The following is an 18,840-nucleotide window of genomic DNA, read 5'->3' as shown; positions in this document are numbered from 1 at the left end:
AGCGTGGTAGCGGCGGCGGCGCGCACGGCGTAGGAACGGTCCTTGGTGGCTACTCGCAGCAAGGTTTCCTGGCCCAGACGCGCCAAATCGGCGTCGTAGCCCCGCGTGCGCGACAGACTCACGGCGCGCCAGCCGGCCCCGCTCGGGCAGGCGGGGCGAGTTCAGCACCTGCACCGTGCGCTGTATGCTTTCGGGCGAGGTGAGGCCCGGAGGGCAGCCCGGTTCAGGCCCAGCGCCAATGCCACGGCGTGGGCGGTGTCGGCGAGGGTGCTATGGCGCCAGAGGGCGGGCAGGCTGGCGCGCGTCACGGTGCGGCCCAGGGCTTCGTGCACGTAGCGGCGCACGCTCGCGTCGGGCTCCAGCTGCACGCGCACCAGCAGGCTGTCCACGGCCGTGCTGTCGCCGGTTTGGCCCAGGGCGTAGGCGGCGGCGCGGCGTACGCTGTAGTCGCCATCGCGCAGCAAAGGAATCAGCCCCGGCACGGCGGCCGGGGCCTGCACCGAAGCAAAGGCCAGCGCGGCTTCGCGGCGGTAGATGGGGTTGGCGTTGGTGAGAAAGGGCAGCAGCGCGGCGGTGTTGCGCTCGTCCTGGGCGGTGCCAATTTGCCGGTTCACGGCGTCGTGGTATTTGTTGTCGAGGTCGACGCTGGAGCGCGGGGTGCGGGTACAGGCCGCCAGCAACAGCAGCAAGGGCCAGAAACGAAGGGAGCGGATGGGCATAAGCAGAGAAGATGAAGCAGCGGCAGGCCCGGGACGAACCGGCCGAAGCAGGGCGTCAAGTACGGAATCAAATTCCTATCGGGCTACGCCGGCAGTGGTGGTTTGGCGGCCAGGGCCAGCAAATGCGTGAAGGCCACCTTCCTGCGGGTGGCATGGCCCAGGACCTCGTCTGGCAGTCCGTGTAAAATATTTAGGCGCTAATGCTACGCAGCGGCCCTCAATGCCCGGCAACTGGACTGCGCTCGGGGCATAGGCCGAATTCTGGGTGCAGGTTTTGGCCGTTTCGGCTCGATTTTCGTTTTTTAGCCCCACAATCCTTGACCTTTGCTTTATGAATACCACTTTGACACTGCTTTTTCGCCGGCAGCCGGTTGCCTTGCTGGTGGCGGCTTCCCTCCTGCTGGCCACCTCGTGCACGGCCCCGCGCGCCATCGTAACCACCGGCAAAGTCACGCCCCAGGGCGAGTTTCGGGTGGGGTATAACCAGGGCTTCAACGTAGCTACTTCTTCCCTGAGCAAGGTGGGCAGTGCCGTGAAAGAAGCCGCCAGCCAGGCCGCCAGCCAGGAGAAAGTGGACTACACCGAAGCCACGACAAAAATACAGGCCGCAGCACTGGCTTACGTGCTGGACCCCGTGCAGCCCACCGCCGACCTCAGCATTCGCTACGGCATCATCCCGCGCCTCGACGCGGGGTATAAATACGCCTTCGGCTCCCACGTTTTCGACACCCAGCTCCAGCTGCTGGGGCCCACCGGCTCGCCCGAAAACCCCGGCGCCGGCGCCGCCAGCGGCACCACCTACGCCAGCATCGGCCTGCAGTTTGCCACCCAGCGGGCCAAGCTGCCCAGCCTGCCGTTCCTAGACGACATCAATTCGGTGCTCAACTTCCGGGCCACCCGCAACGACCTGCTCGTGCCGCTCACCTTCAGCCAGTCGTTTGGCCCGGAGGAAGAGATTGGGGCCATCAGCTACGGCCTGGTGTACGGGCACAGCTGGGTGAGCTACGGCTTTGCGCCCGAGAAGATTTTTAACGGCTCGGTGAAAGTACCGGAGCTGACGCTGCAGAAGCGCAATTTCTCTTCGTTCGGCGGCTTTGTCAACCTCAAGCTAGGTTACCGGTACGTTTATGTTATCCCGGCCATCTCGGTGTTTTACCAGAACTACGGCAACTATACGCTGCTCAACGGTGCCAGCACTTCGCTGAGTGGGGTCACGTTTGTGCCTTCGCTGGGCTTTCAGCTGCGCGTGCCCAACCTGTTTAAGTAAGCCACCGCGCGGGCGAACCGGGGCTGCGGCCGTGGGGGGCGTTGTTGGGGGAGTTTTGCCGTTCTTTGCTGCCCGTTTTTTCAGTTAATTACGGATAATCATCTCCTGACTGCCCTCCCCTTTTCTATGGAAGCTCCCAACCCCGAATTCATGCGCGAAGCCATTCGCCTGTCTATTGAAAAAATGCAGGCCGGGCACGGCGGCCCCTTTGGCGCGGTGGTGGTGAAGGACGGGCAAATCATTGCCCGCGGCTTCAACCAGGTGACCAGCACCCACGACCCCACCTGCCACGCCGAGGTTGATGCCATACGCAAAGCCTGCAAGGAGCTGGGCACCTTCCAGCTCGACGGCTGCGACCTCTACACCAGCTGCGAGCCCTGCCCCATGTGCCTGGGCGCCATTTACTGGGCCCGCCCGGCCCGCGTGTTCTATGGCAACACCAAAGCCGATGCGGCAGCCATTGGCTTCGACGACCAGTTTATCTATGAAGAGCTGGACCGCCCCATGGACGCCCGCCGCCTGCCCATGACGCAGCTGCTGCGCGACGAAGCACTGGCCGGTTTTCAGGCCTGGGAACAGAAAGAAGGCAAAACGGAGTATTGATTAAATTGGTCATCAGTAATCCAGCCCGTCATGTCGAGCGCAGCCGAGACATCTCGCGTGCCACCACTAAATCATTCGTGGAACGAAGCGAGCGAGATGTCTCGGCTGCGCTCGACATGACCGTTTATTATTAGCATTGCCTGCCTTCATGATTTCCTTTTACCTCAACGACCAGCCCATTCGCACTGGTGAGGCGCCGGCCAGTGCCCTGCTCGACTTTGTGCGCTACCACGAGCACCTGAAGGGCACCAAAATAGGCTGTCGCGAGGGCGACTGCGGGGCCTGCACCGTGCTGGTGGGCGAGCTGGCGCCCGATGGCCTGACGGTGAACTACCAGAGCATGACCAGCTGCCTCACGCCGCTGGGCAACGCGCACGGCAAGCACGTGGTAACCGTGGAGGGCATCAACGCCGCGGCCGGCCAGCTCACGCCGGTGCAGCAGGCCATTGTGGACGAGGGCGGCTCGCAGTGCGGCTTCTGCACGGTGGGCTTCGTGATGTCGCTCACGGGGCACAGCCTGAGCGATAAGCCGGCCACGGAGAAAAACACCATTGCGGCCATCGACGGCAATATTTGCCGCTGCACGGGCTACAAATCCCTGGAGCGGGCCGCCGCCACCCTCACCGCGCAGCTGGCCAGCCGGCCCACGCAAAACGCCGTGGCCTGGCTCAGCGAGCAGCAGTTTGTGCCGGCCTACTTTAAAACCATGCCCGACCGGCTGGCTGCTCTGCGCACCGCAGTTGCCGCGCAGGAAGCTGAGCAGTCAGCTACTGCCCATGGCAACGGGAGTTCAGCCAGCACCGTCTCCCCCAGCGGCCACACGCAAAGCCAAAACGGTCACGATTCCTCGGCCGCCAACCCATTTGCCCACCCGCTTCTGGGCGGCGGCACCGACCTGCTGGTGCAGCGCCTTGAGGAGCTGCGCGAGCAGCCCGTGCGCCTGGTATTTGACCAGAGCGGTCGGCGCGGCATTCGGCAGGAGGCGGCGGGCCGCGTGGTGCTGGGCGCCGCCACCACGGCCAGCCACCTACTCGAATCGGAGCTGATGCGCGGGCTGCTGCCGCACCTGCCGCAGTACCTGAAACTGGTGAGCAGCACGCCCATTCGCAACATGGGCACGGTGGCGGGCAACTTCATCAACGGCTCACCCATTGGCGACCTCACCATCATGTTTCTGGCGTTGGGCGCGTCCATTACCCTGGCCAACCCGGCCGGCAGCACCCGCGAACTGGCCCTGCCGGACCTGTACCTGGATTACAAGAAACTAGCAAAAACACCCGAGGAGCAGGTCACGGAAATCAGCTTTCCCACTCCCCTGCCCGGTGACTTTTTCCACTTTGAAAAAGTTTCGAAACGCACGCACCTCGACATTGCCAGCGTGAATTCCGCTGCCTGGCTTCGGGTTGAAAACGGTCTGATTACAGCGGCGCGCGTCTCGGCAGGCGGCGTGGGGCCGGTGCCGCTTTACCTGGCCCGCACCAGCGCATTTGTGGTGGGCCGCGAGCTGACGGCGGCCACTGTGAGCGCCGCCAATGCCGTGATGCAGGAGGAAATCACTCCGATTTCGGATGTGCGCGGCACGGCGGCTTACAAGCGGCTGCTGCTGCGCCAGCTGCTGTGGGCGCATTTTTTGCAGTTTGCGCCGGAGCTGGCGGTAGATGAATTGATTTAGGCATCGCCCTCCGCGTTCAACCTCACCCCCTGACCCCCTCTCCAAAAAAGAGGGGGCACCGCATTTGCTCCCGACGATTTCAAACCAAAACCGACTTCACGAACCGGTGCCCCCTCTTTTTTGGAGAGGGGGTCAGGGGGTGAGGTTGAACTCCCAAGCAACATTCCCATGAACCACCTCGACCCCAACCGCCACGTGCGCGGCGAATCGCAGTACCTCGACGACGTGCTGGTGCAGCAGGGCACGCTGTACGCGGCCGTGTTTGAGAGCCCGCTGGCGCATGGTGTGCTGCTGAGCCTGGACCTGCGGGCGGCGCTGGCGGCGCCGGGCGTGGCGCGCATTCTCACTGCCGACGACATTCCGGGCCACAACCAAATTGGTGGCATTGTGCCCGATGAGCCGTTGCTGGCCGAGGGGCACGTGCATTTCCGGGGGCAGCCGGTGGCGCTGGTGCTGGCCCGCACCGAGGCCCAGGCCCACGCCGCGCTCAAGCTTATTCGGGTCGAAATCGACCCGCTGCCCATCATCACCGACCCGCGGGTGGCGGCGGCTCAGGGCGAGCTGATTGTGCCGCCGCGCACCTTCCGCATCGGGGATTCGGCAGCGGCCTGGGCGGCGTGTGCGCACGTGTTTGAGGGCGTGGCCGAGAGCGGCGGGCAGGAGCATTTGTACATCGAAACGCAGGGCGCTTATGCCTTTCCCACGGAAATGGGCGGGGTGCGCATTATATCCTCTACGCAGGGCCCGACGGCCGTGCAGCGCCACACGGCGCACGTGCTGGGCCTGGGCATGCACCAAGTGGAAGTGGACGTGACGCGCCTGGGCGGCGGTTTTGGGGGCAAGGAAGACCAGGCCACGCCCTGGGGCGCCCTGGCTGCGCTGGGGGCCTTCATCACCAAGAAACCGGTGAAGCTGGTGCTCGACCGCATGGCCGACATGCGCATGACCGGCAAGCGTCATCCCTACTCGTCCGACTTCAAAATCGGGCTGGATGCGGACCTGAAAATCGTGGCCTACGAAGTCACGTTCTTCCAGAACGCGGGCGCGGCGGCCGACCTCTCGCCGGCCGTGCTGGAGCGCACGCTGTTCCACGCCACCAACTCGTATTTCGTGCCCAACGTGACGGCCACGGCCTTTTCGTGCCGCACCAATCTGCCGCCGAATACGGCCTTCCGGGGGTTTGGCGGGCCGCAGGGCATGTTTGTGATGGAGTCGGCCATTGCCAAAGCGGCGGAGGAGCTGGGGGTGCCGGCCAGTGAGATTCAGCGGAAAAACCTGCTGCGCGAGGGCGACCTGTTCTCGTACCGGCAGCCGGCCGAAATGTGCCACGCCGAACAGGCCTGGGACACTGCGGCCCGGCAGTACAACCTGGCCGGCCTTCAGGCCGAGGTAGAGGAGTTCAACCAGCAGCACAAGCTGGTGAAAAAGGGCTTCGCGGTGATGCCCATATGCTTCGGTATTTCGTTCACCAAAACGCCCATGAACCAGGCCCGGGCGCTGGTGCACATCTACTCCGACGGCTCGGTGGGCGTGAGCACTGGCGCCGTGGAAATGGGCCAGGGTGTGAACACCAAAATAGCCCACGTGGCCGCCCGCACCCTGGGCATTTCGGTGAACCGCGTGAAGGTGGAAAGCACCAACACCACCCGCGTGGCCAACACCTCCCCCAGCGCCGCCAGCGCCACTGCCGACCTCAACGGCAAGGCCACCGAAATGGCCTGCGCCGCCCTGCGCGAACGCCTGCTGCGCCACGCCGAAGTGGAGTACACGCTAAACTACGAGGGCCTCGAAATCCACGACGAGCAGGTGCTGGCGGCAGGAGTGCCCGCCGACACCACCTGGGAGAAGCTGGTGTCGTCGGCGTTCTGGAAACGGGTGGCGCTGACGGAAAACGCCCACTACGCCACGCCCGACCTGCATTTCGATGCCACCACCAACACGGGCCATCCCTTCGCCTACCACGTCTACGGCACGGCCTTCACCACCGTCACCGTCGACTGCCTGCGCGGCACCTACACGGTGGACGCCCTGCGCATTGCTCACGACTTTGGCCAGAGTTTCAACGAGGTGATTGACCGGGGCCAGATTGAGGGCGGTGCCGTGCAGGGCATTGGCTGGATGACGATGGAGGAACTAGCCTACAACGACGAAGGCCGCTTGCTCAGCAATTCGCTCAACAGCTACAAAATCCCGGACATCTACGCCGCGCCCGCCGTGCTCGACGTGCATTTTCTTGATACGCCCGGCCACCCCAAGGCCATCCTACGCTCCAAGGCCGTGGGCGAACCGCCGCTTATGTACGGCATCGGCACCTACTTCGCCCTGCGCGACGCAGTGCGGGCCTTCCAGGGCCACACGGAGCTGCCGTTTTCGGCCCCCATGACGCCGGAGAAGGTGCTGGTGAGCTTGTACCCGGCGTTTGTGGGGGCAACCTCGATAGCGGTGGCAACTAATAATTAACTGGACATATGCGGCACCGGTTAAAAGAGTGGCTGGGTCCGGATAAGTCTGGTGTTCTGGTGAAACAGCTACTTGTTGAAGCCGAGCGGCTGGGGCTGCCGTCCCGTGATACTACCATCGCCCAGGAGTATCTGGACTACGCAGAGTGGGGATTGGCCTTTGAGCATATCGTGACGCAGATTTTCGAATATGCTATTTCCCTGACGGCCAGCTTTTACGAACAAGTAGAAGTTTGTGCCGAAAGCATGAAAATGCCTCCTGAAGCGTATTCCATTCTGCTGCTGCTTGTTAAGAAATAATATTTTGAGAAAGCTGTTTACTACGCTGAACGCAAAGGCTCTTCTTCATTGCAAATCTGGATAATTGGCGGAAAATGGTGCAAGGCTTTTTGCAGTTATACAACTGACACACTAGCTCCACAAAACGCAAACCTTAACGCTGCACAGCAAACGGTTAAGTCAATAGAAATTCAGTAGACATGAATAACCTAAACGAGAAGAGGCTAAAGCTCTCATAACTTCAGCCTCTTTTAGTTTCTGCCGCAGCGCAAGGCTTTGGGGAAGAAGTTGGGCTGGTTATCGGGCCGGGAAAAGCGTACTTTTGCACCCCGATTTTACGAACGCCTCCGCTGCTTGCTCCCCACCCGCTCATTCCAACTCCGCAACCACGTCCGGGGATTCCTGATTTACGCTGCCGGCGACACCGCTGCGGCGCTCCTGCTGCATCAGTTTAGCTGGTTGCGGCTGCTGGGCATGGCCCTGGTGGGTGGCCTGCTGTATTCCACCGAAGTACCGGCCTATTTCCGGTGGCTCGATGCGCGGGTGCCCTCCCGCACCAACGGCAGCCAGTTGCGCAAAACGAGCCGGGCGGCCATGTCGCTGCTTTACTTCAACCCGCTCTGGATTGCCCGGCACTATGTGTTTCTGGGCCTGTTCGGAGGCGCCGCCGAGTCGATTTCCCTGGCGCTGCTGCCCATAGCTGGCCGGTCGTTTCTGCTGAATGCGCCGGTTTCGCTGGCCGCTAACTACTACATTCAGAACCGCGTGGCTACCAACCGCCGCTTCGTGGCCAGCGCCGTATTTTCGGGCATCATGGCCGTGTCCTACGCCTTGAGCGCCGCCTGGCTGTAGGGAGGTTTTTCGAAGCAAAAGGCTCCGCTAATAAAATTCAGCGTCAATCAATACCAACAAAAGCGCATTGCATGCAATGGGCGCTTTTGTTGCTTCCCGTCAGGCTCCCCTCTCCACGGGAGAGGGGCCGGGGGTGAGGTTACGCCTTCGCGCGCCGTCCCTCCAAAATCCGGTAGAACGAACGGGTCTGCACCTCTTCCAGCGTGAGGCCGGTGGCAAGAATTTCTTCTTCCGAAATCGCGCCGCAGTTCAGGGCTTTCAGGAAGAAGTTGAGCAGGCCCTGGCCGGTGGCGGCATCGTCGAAAATATCACCCGTGAGGGTGGAAATGGCGGCGCGCTCCACGAAAGTGCGCAGGCGCAGCACGGCATCGTCGTAGCTGCTCAGGAAGAAATTGTAGGTGGCGGCGTAGCGCATGGGCAGCTGCGCGGGGTTCAGGTCCCAGCCCTGGTAGAGGCCGTTGATGAGCGAGTGCGTGGTGTGGTGGTAGGCTTGGCGCCAGGCGTTGTGCACGGAGTCCTGGTTTTCGCGCAGCTGGGCGTAGCTCAGGTTGTCGCCGCGGTGCGGGCCGATGGGCATCACGTTGGTGGCGCCGTCGGAGAGGAAGATGCCGGTGCCGCCCAGCGCCACCTTGGTCATGTGGTGGGCAAAGTCGTTCACGGGGTGGCCCATGGTCTGGTACCGGGCCGTGATGCCGCAGCTGGCCGTGTAGTCGTAGGTGCCGAAGTGCGCCGCGATGCAGCGCCCCTCGCTGGCCCGAATGATGCGCATGAGCGGGTTGCGGCCCTCCTCATCCATGATGATTTGCGTGGCCTCCACCATCGTCTCCATCTTGAGCGTGCCGGGCACCAGGCCGTTGGCTTTTTCCAGCAGTTTAAACAGGCGTACCATCGTGGTCATCTGCTCCGGAATGGTGACTTTGGGCAGCATCACCACGAAGTTGTCGGGCAGCTTTCCGCCGGTTTCGGCCAGCAGCGTGGTCAGGAAAATATCGAGCGTGCGCACGCCGCGGGCCTTCATGTCTTCGGTAAAGGGCTTGATGCGAATGCCAATAAACGGCGAAAGGGTGCCTTGGGCCATGCCCTTGGCCACTTCCTGGGCAGCGCGCATGGCGGTTTCGTCCTCCTCGGCATCGGGCCGGTTGCCGAAACCGTCCTCGAAGTCCACACGGAAGTCTTCCACGGCTTCGCGCTGCAGCTTCGCCACAATCTTGTTGTACACCGAATAGGCCAGCCAAGCCGGCTCCTGCTTGCGGGCGGCGGGCGTCATGGCATCCAGCCGGGCCGTGAGGTCGGCCACATCCTTTTCAAGTGTGGGCAGGTGCTCGTGGTTGCTGAGCTGGAGCACGCGGGCCAGCTCCACGAAGTTGGGCGCGTAGGTCTGCAGGTTGGTCAGGGCGATGTTGCCCATGCGCTTGCAGGTATCGGCCTTGAAAAGGTTGGCGCCGCCGTACACGGTGTGCACGGGCTGGCGGTCGGGCCGGTCGCCGGGATAGGTGTACTGGAACTTGATATTGGCCACGCCAAGGTGGTCGAGCAGGGCGGCTTTATCGGACTCGGGTAAGCTGAGTTTCATGGTGGGAATTGATTGTTCGTTGTTGGTTACTGGACGGCTTTCTCCAGAACGTCATGCTGAGCTTGTCGAAGCATCTCTACGGCGCAAGTAATTCAATTACTACTGCACGCGAGATGCCTCGGCTGCGCTCGGCATGACGGCCTTAATTGGCATGACGGCCTTAAGACCCGCGGTAAGTGGAATAGCCGAATGGATTCAGGAGCAGCGGCACATGGTAATGCTCATTACCGGCCACGTTAAAAACGATTTCCACGAAGGGATAAAAATTCGCGGTGCCGTCCTGCGCAAAATATTCCTCCGTCTCGAATTTCATTTTATAAACGCCCGGCTCGAGCTGCTTTTCCTTAGGCAATAAATCCGCAATTCGACCGTCGGAGTTGGTCATGCCGCCCGCAATTTTCCGCCAGTTATCACCAACCTGCTGCCATAGGGCAATTGCCACGCCAACAGCGGGTTTGCCCTTCGTAGTATCGAGTATATGGGTCGTTATCTGGCTCATGCAGCAAGGAGTTTTTCGAGGCGAATACGAGTAATTTTATCCTGTTCGCCGGCAGCAATTAAAATTTCATCCTCCGGCTTGTTGGTTAGCCGCGCTTGCAGCAAGGCCAGCATTTCATCGGCCGATTTTCCCGTAGCACACACGATAAATATGTAGCCGAACTTCTTTTCATATTCGCTATTACCAGCCGCCAATGATTCCAGCGTTTCCTGCGAAGCCTGTTTTACGGCAGCCTGTTCGCCCTCAGCCCACGTGCTGGTAGTAGCGAATTTGGCGCGCAACCCTTCTACATTGCCGCCAATTTTGGGGTGGTGTGTAAAGGCTTCACGCCAGTCGGTTTCGGCCAGGCTGTTCCACTGGGTTTTGGCTTCGTCCATCAGCGTTTCCACGTCGGACACAGGGAAGCGGGCCACCATGTTTTTCACCCACGCCGTAGAGCCACAGCACTTCTGCAGGGCTTCGGCGAGAGCGGGTGCGAGGAGGTGGTTGAGTTCGGTCAGGGTCATGGGTTGGATAATCGTTCTGGTGTCACTTTATCCCCTGACCCCCTCTCTTTTGGAGAGGGGCCGGGGGTGAGGTTTCGGGGACACGTTCTACTTCACCGTCGGAAACCGGTTCACGTTCTTGTAGTAGATGTACACCGAGGGTTCCTGGCCCATGGCCGTGGCCCACTGCTGGCAGTAGGGCGCCATCCAGATGGAGTCGCCTTTTTTCACCGGGTACCAGCACTGGTCGAGCATGTAGATAGCCTGGCCTTCGAGGTACAGCAGGCCGTGCTCCATGATGTGCGTTTCCACCATGGGCAGGTTGCCGCCGATGTCGTAGGTGAAGATGTTCACGGCCATGTCAAAGCCCAGCTCATTGGGCAGTAGCTCCTGGATGCGCAGGGCCTCGTCGTTCATGTACACGGGCGCTTTGCTGAGGTCCCGCTCGCCCCAAACGATGGCCGGCGTGGCATGCCCAGCCAGCGGCTCGTACACTTTATGAAAAGTCAGCAACTGGGTATCGGGCGCGGAATAAACAAACCCATATGCTTGTCCAACGGGCACATACACATACTGCCCGGCCGATAAAATCCGGTTTTCGCCCCCAACAGTTGCCTGGCATTCGCCCTGCACCACATAGAAGAAAATCTGTGATTCCCGGGTCTCGCCCAGCAACTGGCCGGCAATCCCCAACGTGACCAGCGTCTGGCACAGACGGGCACCCATTTGCTCGTTGATGATGACGTTCACCGTGCAGTTAGTCCAGCCGGGCACGTTGCTGTTGATGTAGCCGTCGGGGGCGATAATGGCGTGGTTGCGCTTTACTACCGAGCGCGTCAGGGCAGACATTTCCATGATGGGTATGGCATTAATAGGGATTTAAAGGATTAAAAACAACGTCATGCTGAGCGCAGCCGAAGCATCTCGCTTAGGGAAGTAATCCAATCGTTCGGATTAGTGGTGGCACGCGAGATGCTTCGGCTGCGCTCAGCATGACGTTGTTGTATCCTTCATTTTCAATTGAATAAACCGGTCTGCCACTTCGATGGCCGCGGCCAAATCACCCAGTTCCACGTCTTCCAGCGGGTTGTGGCTGATGCCCTTGTAGCAGCGAATAAACAGCATAGTAGCCGGAGCCACCGCCGACACCGGCACAGCATCGTGGCCGGCGCCGCTCACCAGCGGAATGGCCTCGTGGCCGCTTTCGGCAATGGCCTGCGCGAGCAGGGTGTTCAACGCCGCATCGCAGGCCACCGGTGCCGTTTGCTGCACCAGGGTCCAGGTGAGGGCCACGGCGCGGTGGGCGGCTAGGCCTTCGGCGAAGCCCTGCAGGGCGCGGGCCGCATCGGCCAGCTGCGCCTGGCTGGGGCTGCGCAGGTCGAGGCTGCACGTCACCTCGCCGGGAATCACGTTGCTGGCCGAATAGCTCACGGCCAGCTTGCCCACGGTGGCCACCAGCCCCCGGCCGTGCGCCTGGGCAAATTGCTCGGCAGTGAGCACAAACTCGGCGGCGGCGCACAGCGCGTCCTGGCGCATGGCCATGGGCACGGTGCCGGCGTGGCCCGCCATGCCTCGGAATATCAGTTCCACGCGCTGCTGCCCGGCAATGGCTGTCACCAGCGCCACCGGCACATTGCGCTCCCACAGCACCGGCCCCTGCTCGATGTGCATCTCAAAATACCCCAACCACTCGGCAGCCGGAATGGCATCGGCAGGGATTTTAGTAGCGTCGGCACCCATCGTTTCCAAAGCCTGCGCCAGCGTGATACCGGCGGCATCAGGCCGGGCCAGCAGGGCCGTGTCAAATGAGCCGGCCACTACTTTGCTGCCCAGGTAGGTGGTGTGAAACCGCACGCCCTCCTCGTCGCTGAACGCAATCAGCTCGATGTGAAACGGCAGGTCGGCTTGCTGTTCCACGAGCCGCTCCAGCAAGTCGAGCCCCATGAGCACGCCCAGCGGTCCGTCGAACTTGCCGGCGTTCACCACTGTGTCGATGTGCGAGGCCAGTACAAATGTTTTGGCGGCGGGGTGCCGGCTTTGCAGCCGGGCGCGCAGGTTGCCGATGCCATCGACGCGGGTGGGCAGGCCGGCGGCTTGCAGCCAGCGTTGCACCAGGGCCCGGCCCTCCAAAAAAGCAGGCGTGCCAAAGGTGCGCGTCACGCCATGGGCGTCTTCGCTGATGGCCGCCAGCTGCTGAATGCGCTGCATGATGCGCTCGGCGCGGGCTAGGTATTCGTGCTGCATTCAGCTACCGGATTAAGAGTTGGCCTTGGTTGAGGTGGGTGAAGCTCGGGCGCTGATACACCAGCTCGCCCCGCAGAAAAGTTAATTCCACCACGCCCGCCAGTTCCTGGCAAATGTAAGGCGACACTTTGTGTTTGTGCTGAATCATTTCCGGCTGCACCACGAAGGTCTTTTCGGGGTCGAGCACCAGTAAATCGGCATCGTAGCCCACGGCAATGCGGCCTTTGCGGTGGCTCACACCGGCCAGTTTAGCGGGGTTTTCGCTCAGCCACCGGGCCAGGTCTTTCAAAGTAGCACCGCGCTGGCGAGCGGCCGTCCAGAGCACGGGCAGGGCCAGCTGCAGGGAGGCGATGCCGCCCCAGGCCGTGGTAAAGTCGCCGCTTTCGAGCTGCTTGAGGTCGGGCGGCGCGGGCGAGTGGTCGGTGGCCACAAAGTCGATGAGGCCGGCCTGCAGCGCTGCCCACAGCTGCTCGTTGTTGGCCCGCTCCCGGATGGGCGGCGCGCATTTGAACTGCGTCTGCCCGTCGGCAATGTCTTCGGCGCTGAAATACAGGTAGTGCTGGCCGGTTTCCACCGTCAGGGGCAGGCCTTTGGCCTTGGCGACGGCTATGGCCGCCAGCGAGTTGGCCGACGACAAATGCACGATGTGCACCGGGCAGCGGAACTCCTCACACAGGCGAATCATCAGGCTTATCGCATCATCTTCCCAGATTTTTGGTCTTGAGGCCAGATAGTTAGCGTAGGAACGGTGGTCGTTCTGCTTCCAGGCATCGTTATCATCCGACAATTCGCAGTGCACCAGCAGCGGCAGGCCGTGGCGGGCCAGCACGGGCATCACCCGGCGCAAATCTACCTCCGTGGCGTTCGGAAAATCATCAATTCCCGAATGGGTCAGGAAGGCTTTAAACCCGAGCACGCCGGCGGCAATCAGCGGCTCAATTTCGGCGGCATTGCCGGGCACTACCCCGCCCCAAAAGCCCACGTTGCAGTGCAGCTGGCCCAATGTGGCGGCCCGTTTTATTTCCAGGTTAGCCACCGAAGTTGTGACCGGCGCCGAGTTGAGCGGCATGTCCACCAGCGTGGTGAGGCCGCCAGCCAGCGCGGCGCGGGTGGCCGTGTCGAAGCCTTCCCAGTCGGTGCGGCCGGGCTCGTTGATGTGCACGTGCGGGTCGATGACGCCGGGCAGAATGGCGTGAGCGCCCACGTCCATTATATCTGCCGCTACTTCCGCATCGTAGGGTAGCACGGAGGCAATGCGCCCGTTTTCAAGGAGGAGGGTGGCGGGGCGCTCGCCCTCGGGCGTGACGACGCGCTGGCTGCGCAGGGCAATAGTTGGCATAAAGGGGAAATTTAACGCTAAATTGGATGCTTTTTCCCGGTCGAATTAATTTGGGCGAAGAGCAGAGTACCAACCACCAAAATATAGAACGTCATGCTGAGCGCAGCCGAAGCATCTCTATCGCAGCAGTAACCTGATTACTTACACGGTAGAGATGCTTCGGCTGCGCTCAGCATGACATTTTGAATCCGAATTTTACCGCGCTCAACCCCCTCCGCCCCCGCCAGTCATTTCTATGATTCAATACGTTACCCTGCTTTCCCTGCTACTGGCGTTTCTGCTGCTGCTGGGTGTCATTTTTGCGTTGCAGCGTGTGGGCCGAACCCGGCCCGATGGCGGCGTGGTGGGCACCAGCGGCTTCACGCTGGCGGGGTATTCCTATGCCCTCATTTTGCTGGCGGTGGTGGCGGGCGTGGGCATTTGCTACGTGCTGGTGCGCGACTCGCTCTGGGCCGGCCACCTCATGGAGTGGCTCAACATTGTGGTGCGCCTCATGCACATCACCTTCGGCATTGCCTGGATTGGGGCCTCCTTCTACTTCGTATTTCTGGAAAACGCCCTGAACCGCACCGACAACGTGCGCGACGAGCTGGCCGGCAACCTGTGGGCCGTGCACGGCGGCGGTTTTTATTACCTGGAGAAGTATAAATCGGCCCCGCCCCAAATACCCAAAAGCCTGCACTGGTTTAAGTACGAGGCCTACTTCACCTGGCTTTCGGGTTTCAGCCTGCTGTTTGTGGTGTATTATTTCAACGCCAGCTCCATGCTGATTGACCCGCGCGTGCTGGACATTTCGCCGCTGGCGGGCGTGGGCATCGGGGTGGTGTCGTTTGTGGTGGGCTGGCTGGTGTACGACGGGCTGAGCCGCACGGCGCTGGTGCGCAGCAAGTGGTTTATGGTCGTTGGCTTTGCCATTGCCGCGGCGTTTGCTTACTTCTATGCCGAGGTATTCAGCGCCCGGGCGGCCTACATCCACTTCGGCGCCATGCTGGGCACACTCATGGTGGGCAATGTTTTCTTCACCATCATCCCGGCGCAAAAAGCCATGGTACGGGCCGCCACCGAAGGCACGCCGCTCGACCCGCAGCTGGGCAAAAACGCCCTGGCCCGCTCGCTGCACAACAATTACTTCACGCTGCCCGTGCTCTTTGTGATGGTGAGCAACCACTTCCCCAGCACCTTCGGGCACGCTTATCCGTGGGCCATTCTGGCCGCAATCACCCTGGGCACCGCCGGCGTGAAGCACTGGCTGAACCTGCGCGAAAAGCACCAGTCCAACGCCTGGGTGCTGCCGGCCTCCGTGATTCTGCTGCTTGGTGTGGTGTTCGTCACGGCCCCCAAAAGCCAGCCCGGCAGCGCCGCCACAGCCGCCTGCACCGAGGTAGTACCCATGAGCCGGGTGAACCAGATTGTGCAGACCCGCTGCGTGCAGTGCCACTCCTCCCAGCCCACCGACGACGTATTCAAGTCGCCGCCCAATGGCGTGGTGTACGACACACCTGAGGACATCATTCGCCTGAAAGACAAAATCATGCAGCGCGTGGTGGTCACCAAAACGATGCCTCAAAACAATAAAACCCACATGACGGATGAAGAGCGGGACATTCTCAGATGCTGGATTGAGCAAGGGGCATTGAACAATTAATAAATCCTGTCATGCTGAGCGCAGCCGAAGCATCTTGCTCGGGGAAGTAACTCATTCAATCGTCAACCAAAAGGATTAGTGGTGGCACGCGAGATGCTTCGGCTGCGCTCAGCATGACGACCTTTTCCCTCCTTTATCAAGCAAAGCGTACATGCCTGCCTCTCCCCGCGATTTACCGGTTTGGGCCCTGGCGGTGGCCAGCCTGCGGGCGGGTACGCCCGTGGCGCTGCTGTGCGTGGTGCACAGCAGCGGCAGCAGCCCCGGTCGGCAGGGGTTCAAAATGGCCGTGACGGCCACGGCGCTGGCGGGCTCCATTGGCGGGGGCATCATGGAGCACAAGTTTGTGGAGCTGGCCCGGCAGCGCCTGCTGGCCGGCAACTTCCAGCCCGTGCTGCGCCCGCAGATTCATCGGCGCGACGCCCCGGCCGACCGCTCCGGCATGATGTGCTCGGGTGAGCAGGAAGTGCTGCTGTGGCCCCTGACCGCCGCTGATTTGCCCGTAGCGGAAGGCATTGTGGCAGCGCTGGCGCTGGGAAATAACACCCAGCTCCAACTCAGCGCCGACGGCGGCCTGCAGCTGCAGCACTCCCCAGACCCCGCCGCTGCTTTCTACGATTACCAACCGGGTGCGGCGTGGTGCTACCGCGAGCAGCTGGGCTTTCGCGACCACGTTATCATCGTAGGCGCCGGGCACGTGAGCCTGGCGTTGTCCAACACCCTGGCGCTGCTCGATTTTGAGCTCACCGTGCTCGACGACCGCCCCGGCCTGCCCACGCTGGAAGCCAACCAGGCCGCCCACCACCGGCGCGTGATTAGCTACGAGCAAGCGGCGCAGGAAATCCTGCCCGGCCCGCACCAGTACGTGGTGGTGATGACCGTGGGCTACCGCACCGATGCCGAAGTACTGCGCCACCTGCTGGGCCACCCCTACCGCTACCTCGGCGTGATGGGCAGCGCCGCCAAAGTGGCCGAGCTGCGCCGCGGGCTGCTGGCGCAGGGCTTTTCGGCCGCTGCCGTGGCGCGGCTGCGCGGTCCCATTGGCCTGCCCATCCGTAGCCAGACCCCCGAGGAAATTGCCATCAGCATCGCCGCTGAGTTGATTCAGGCCCGGCACAGCGGGTAGCGTGGGCTTGTTTGGTTGTTGCTAGCGCTCCGATTCGCTGGCCATGCGGGGCAGGGTGCCGTTGACAAACTCTTCGGTGAAAACCCGGTAGCGGTCCAGAATGGAGCGCACGGAGCGGCGCAGCACCACCTCGCCCATGGGGCCGGCGGGCACGCTCACGCCCGAGGCGTAGCCGTTCCAGACGGCCCGGTTGGTTTTCACGTCGATGAGGGTGAGCAGCAGCGTGCCTTCGGCCAGGAGCAGGCGCACGGGCTGGTAGCCCTGCAGGTTTTCGCGGGGGGTATCGTCGTTTTCCTCAATGTTGCGCTTTATCCACTGGCTGAGGTCTTCCTGCACGAAGCCGTGGAAATTCATGTCGCCCTCGTACACCCGGAAATTCACCAGCATGTCGGGCCGGCGCTTGGCTTGGCGGTAGCCCTGCACCTGCAGGCGCTGCTGTATGGCTTCGCGCACGGACTGGCCCAGGCGGCTGGTGTCGGAGGTGAGGCCGGCACCGGTCACGAAGTCGTAGGTGCGGTAGTGCCGGAAGTTGCCGCGGTAGCTGTAGTCCGACTCTACCCGGGTTTCGCGGGTAGTCATGCAGGCCGAAAAAGTTGCCGCGAGGCAAATCAGGCTCAGGAGAGTAACAATGGAACGCATAAGGCAGGGAACTGACGGATGAACAAGGGGTTACAACTACGAAAGTCTACATATTAAGGACTGCGGCTCAGCGAAAAAATTCAGGTATTACGCCCGTCGGTGGCCACTGCTTTCTCATGCCGGGCCATCCACCGGGCCACTTCTTGTTGGTTGTGGCCCAGCGGGCTCACGGCGCCTGCACACGCCCGGTAGCTTCGCCGGCAAGCCGGGGCGCATGGCGGCGGGCTGATAGCCCTGCGGCCGCAGTCGGGCATGGCTGGTGGTGCGCAGTACCCCGTGGACGCGCATGAAATTATAGGCGCGGCAGCAGCTAAAATTGCCGCTGTTGCGGTAGTCGGATACGGTGCGGTCTTCTTGCGTGGTCACGCAGTTGCACGGTCTTGTACCCTCGGCGGGGGCCACCAGCATGCGTAACGGTATGGTCATAGCCATTAGGAGGAAGTATAGCCAACCAAGTTACGCAAACCCTCCTGATATTCAAGCTCTACCGGTAGCCGGCGGCCTGCAGCGCAAACAGCTCGGCGTAGCGCCCGCCCTTGGCCAGCAGGTCTTCGTGGGACCCGATTTCCACGAATTGCCCGTTCTCAATCACCAGAATGCGGTCGGCCATGCGCACGGTGCTGAAACGGTGGCTGATGAGCACGGCCGTTTTGCCCTTGGTCAGCTCCGCAAATCGCTGAAAAACTTCGTGTTCGGCACGGGCATCAAGCGCGGCAGTGGGCTCGTCGAGGATGAGCAGCTGCGCATCGCGCATGTAGGCCCGGCCCAGGGCAATTTTCTTCCCCCTGCCGCTGCTATATTTGACTTATATGGGACACCCTGAGTCACAGTTGCGCCGCCATACGGCCGAGGAGTATTTTATTTTGGAAGCTGAAAGTGAGTTGCGGCACGAGTTTTTTGAGGGGGAGGTGTTCGCCATGGCAGGCGAGAGTATCGCGCACAATACCATTGCCCAGAACTTTGTGCTAACGCTACGTCCGGCCTTACGCGGCAAAAATTGCCAGGTGATAATGGAAACGGTTCAGTTGGCCGTTGAAGATAACCGGCACTATACTTACCCCGACATTGTGGTAAGCTGCGACCCGCAGGACCAGCAGGAAAGCCGGCGGCTGCACCACCCGGTGCTCATCGTGGAAGTGCTTTCGCCTTCCACCGAAGCATACGACCGGGGCTTGAAATTCAATCAGTATAAAAAGCTACCCTCTTTGCGGCACTACTTACTGGTATCGCAAAAAACCTGGTTGGTAGAGTGGTACCAGCTGAGCCAGCACGGCGTATGGGGGCACACGGCCCTGGCCGAGGCCAAAGACGCCGTCGTTATCCCCGAATTAAACCTAACGATGACGTTGGAGCAGATATACGAAGAAGCAGGCGTAGCTCCAATGAAAGCCGGTTTCGCGGTGGGGGAGGAATAGGATAGTTGTTGTGATACAGTGGAGGTA

General features: G+C 61.6%; 18 protein-coding genes and 1 pseudogene. 9 read left to right on the top strand and 10 right to left on the bottom strand.

The genetic code is table 11. From position 1 onward, the window contains the following. Positions 1–161 precede the first annotated feature (161 nt). Entirely contained in the window at positions 162–719 is a 558-nt protein-coding gene (locus BEN48_RS13085) for a HEAT repeat domain-containing protein (protein WP_070735369.1), read from the bottom strand. 331 nt (positions 720–1,050) lie between these two features. On the opposite strand from BEN48_RS13085, the gene BEN48_RS13080 reads away from it, so the two are divergent. From BEN48_RS13080 to BEN48_RS13055, 6 genes are all read left to right on the top strand, one after another. After that, a complete protein-coding gene (locus BEN48_RS13080; RefSeq protein ID WP_070735368.1) occupies positions 1,051–1,986 on the top strand; it encodes a hypothetical protein in 936 nt (311 codons plus the stop codon). A 126-nt stretch (positions 1,987–2,112) separates the two neighbouring features. Continuing rightward, entirely contained in the window at positions 2,113–2,589 is a 477-nt protein-coding gene (locus BEN48_RS13075) for a nucleoside deaminase (RefSeq protein WP_070735367.1), read from the top strand. A 148-nt stretch (positions 2,590–2,737) separates the two neighbouring features. Beyond that, positions 2,738–4,261, top strand: a complete 1,524-nt coding sequence (locus BEN48_RS13070) for an FAD binding domain-containing protein (RefSeq protein WP_070735366.1) — start codon at positions 2,738–2,740, stop codon at positions 4,259–4,261. 168 nt (positions 4,262–4,429) lie between these two features. Then, complete coding sequence (locus tag BEN48_RS13065; RefSeq protein WP_070735365.1) at positions 4,430–6,721, top strand: xanthine dehydrogenase molybdopterin binding subunit; 2,292 nt, start codon at positions 4,430–4,432, stop codon at positions 6,719–6,721. 8 nt (positions 6,722–6,729) lie between these two features. Beyond that, positions 6,730–7,020, top strand: coding sequence for a MafI family immunity protein (locus BEN48_RS13060; RefSeq protein ID WP_070735364.1), 291 nt, complete (start codon positions 6,730–6,732; stop codon positions 7,018–7,020). 333 nt (positions 7,021–7,353) lie between these two features. Continuing rightward, positions 7,354–7,851 carry a hypothetical protein gene (locus BEN48_RS13055; RefSeq protein ID WP_070735363.1) on the top strand — a complete coding sequence of 166 codons (498 nt, stop codon included), beginning with the start codon at positions 7,354–7,356 and terminating at the stop codon, positions 7,849–7,851. 139 nt (positions 7,852–7,990) lie between these two features. Here BEN48_RS13055 and BEN48_RS13050 read toward each other — a convergent pair whose 3' ends face one another. The 6 genes from BEN48_RS13050 to allB form a co-directional block, all read right to left on the bottom strand. Next, positions 7,991–9,424 carry a DUF6986 family protein gene (locus BEN48_RS13050; RefSeq protein ID WP_070735362.1) on the bottom strand — a complete coding sequence of 478 codons (1,434 nt, stop codon included), beginning with the start codon at positions 9,422–9,424 and terminating at the stop codon, positions 7,991–7,993. 160 nt (positions 9,425–9,584) lie between these two features. Beyond that, a complete protein-coding gene (uraH, locus tag BEN48_RS13045) occupies positions 9,585–9,923 on the bottom strand; it encodes a hydroxyisourate hydrolase (protein ID WP_070735361.1) in 339 nt (112 codons plus the stop codon). Then, positions 9,920–10,429: a 2-oxo-4-hydroxy-4-carboxy-5-ureidoimidazoline decarboxylase gene (gene uraD / locus BEN48_RS13040; protein WP_070735360.1), complete on the bottom strand. Its 510-nt coding sequence runs from the start codon at positions 10,427–10,429 to the stop codon at positions 9,920–9,922. The genes uraH and uraD overlap by 4 nt, the downstream gene beginning before the upstream one ends. Before the next feature lie 87 nt (positions 10,430–10,516). Next, entirely contained in the window at positions 10,517–11,257 is a 741-nt protein-coding gene (gene allE, locus BEN48_RS13035) for a (S)-ureidoglycine aminohydrolase (RefSeq protein WP_241502270.1), read from the bottom strand. A gap of 138 nt (positions 11,258–11,395) precedes the next feature. Next, a complete protein-coding gene (locus tag BEN48_RS13030) occupies positions 11,396–12,652 on the bottom strand; it encodes an allantoate amidohydrolase (RefSeq protein ID WP_070735358.1) in 1,257 nt (418 codons plus the stop codon). A 4-nt stretch (positions 12,653–12,656) separates the two neighbouring features. Beyond that, the gene (allB, locus tag BEN48_RS13025; protein ID WP_070735357.1) at positions 12,657–13,991 is read right to left on the bottom strand and encodes an allantoinase AllB; all 1,335 of its coding nucleotides are present in this window, start codon (positions 13,989–13,991) and stop codon (positions 12,657–12,659) included. 235 nt (positions 13,992–14,226) lie between these two features. Here allB and BEN48_RS13020 point away from each other — a divergent pair, with 235 nt between their 5' ends. Beyond that, entirely contained in the window at positions 14,227–15,636 is a 1,410-nt protein-coding gene (locus BEN48_RS13020) for a urate hydroxylase PuuD (RefSeq protein WP_206599859.1), read from the top strand. Between the two features lie 151 nt (positions 15,637–15,787). Then, a complete protein-coding gene (locus BEN48_RS13015) occupies positions 15,788–16,759 on the top strand; it encodes an XdhC family protein (protein WP_070735356.1) in 972 nt (323 codons plus the stop codon). A gap of 21 nt (positions 16,760–16,780) precedes the next feature. Here the strand turns inward: BEN48_RS13015 and BEN48_RS13010 are convergent, their stop codons facing one another. The 3 genes and pseudogenes from BEN48_RS13010 to BEN48_RS13005 all read right to left on the bottom strand — a co-directional run. Beyond that, complete coding sequence (locus BEN48_RS13010) at positions 16,781–17,338, bottom strand: DUF4136 domain-containing protein (RefSeq protein WP_070735355.1); 558 nt, start codon at positions 17,336–17,338, stop codon at positions 16,781–16,783. A 174-nt stretch (positions 17,339–17,512) separates the two neighbouring features. After that, positions 17,513–17,824: a hypothetical protein gene (locus BEN48_RS18815; RefSeq protein WP_125932632.1), complete on the bottom strand. Its 312-nt coding sequence runs from the start codon at positions 17,822–17,824 to the stop codon at positions 17,513–17,515. 58 nt (positions 17,825–17,882) lie between these two features. Further along, a pseudogene (locus BEN48_RS13005) lies at positions 17,883–18,179 on the bottom strand (ABC transporter ATP-binding protein); the annotation flags it as partial. 28 nt (positions 18,180–18,207) lie between these two features. On the opposite strand from BEN48_RS13005, the gene BEN48_RS13000 reads away from it, so the two are divergent. Continuing rightward, the gene (locus BEN48_RS13000) at positions 18,208–18,813 is read left to right on the top strand and encodes a Uma2 family endonuclease (protein ID WP_070735353.1); all 606 of its coding nucleotides are present in this window, start codon (positions 18,208–18,210) and stop codon (positions 18,811–18,813) included. Positions 18,814–18,840: the final 27 nt, after the last annotated feature.

This window comes from Hymenobacter glacialis (assembly GCF_001816165.1).
Classification (GTDB): domain Bacteria; phylum Bacteroidota; class Bacteroidia; order Cytophagales; family Hymenobacteraceae; genus Hymenobacter; species Hymenobacter glacialis.
The sequence above is the reverse complement of the archived record's forward strand: the minus strand, read 5'-3'. Positions and strand labels throughout refer to the sequence as shown.

Coding starts and splice junctions, on each gene's coding strand:
- BEN48_RS13085 (WP_070735369.1), bottom strand. CDS start 719: ATGCCCATCCGCTCCCTTCGTTTCTGGCCCTTGCTGCTGTTGCTGGCG.
- BEN48_RS13080 (WP_070735368.1), top strand. CDS start 1,051: ATGAATACCACTTTGACACTGCTTTTTCGCCGGCAGCCGGTTGCCTTG.
- BEN48_RS13075 (WP_070735367.1), top strand. CDS start 2,113: ATGGAAGCTCCCAACCCCGAATTCATGCGCGAAGCCATTCGCCTGTCT.
- BEN48_RS13070 (WP_070735366.1), top strand. CDS start 2,738: ATGATTTCCTTTTACCTCAACGACCAGCCCATTCGCACTGGTGAGGCG.
- BEN48_RS13065 (WP_070735365.1), top strand. CDS start 4,430: ATGAACCACCTCGACCCCAACCGCCACGTGCGCGGCGAATCGCAGTAC.
- BEN48_RS13060 (WP_070735364.1), top strand. CDS start 6,730: ATGCGGCACCGGTTAAAAGAGTGGCTGGGTCCGGATAAGTCTGGTGTT.
- BEN48_RS13050 (WP_070735362.1), bottom strand. CDS start 9,424: ATGAAACTCAGCTTACCCGAGTCCGATAAAGCCGCCCTGCTCGACCAC.
- uraH (WP_070735361.1), bottom strand. CDS start 9,923: ATGAGCCAGATAACGACCCATATACTCGATACTACGAAGGGCAAACCC.
- uraD (WP_070735360.1), bottom strand. CDS start 10,429: ATGACCCTGACCGAACTCAACCACCTCCTCGCACCCGCTCTCGCCGAA.
- allE (WP_241502270.1), bottom strand. CDS start 11,257: ATGTCTGCCCTGACGCGCTCGGTAGTAAAGCGCAACCACGCCATTATC.
- BEN48_RS13030 (WP_070735358.1), bottom strand. CDS start 12,652: ATGCAGCACGAATACCTAGCCCGCGCCGAGCGCATCATGCAGCGCATT.
- allB (WP_070735357.1), bottom strand. CDS start 13,991: ATGCCAACTATTGCCCTGCGCAGCCAGCGCGTCGTCACGCCCGAGGGC.
- BEN48_RS13020 (WP_206599859.1), top strand. CDS start 14,227: ATGATTCAATACGTTACCCTGCTTTCCCTGCTACTGGCGTTTCTGCTG.
- BEN48_RS13015 (WP_070735356.1), top strand. CDS start 15,788: ATGCCTGCCTCTCCCCGCGATTTACCGGTTTGGGCCCTGGCGGTGGCC.
- BEN48_RS13010 (WP_070735355.1), bottom strand. CDS start 17,338: ATGACTACCCGCGAAACCCGGGTAGAGTCGGACTACAGCTACCGCGGC.
- BEN48_RS18815 (WP_125932632.1), bottom strand. CDS start 17,824: ATGACCATACCGTTACGCATGCTGGTGGCCCCCGCCGAGGGTACAAGA.
- BEN48_RS13000 (WP_070735353.1), top strand. CDS start 18,208: ATGGGACACCCTGAGTCACAGTTGCGCCGCCATACGGCCGAGGAGTAT.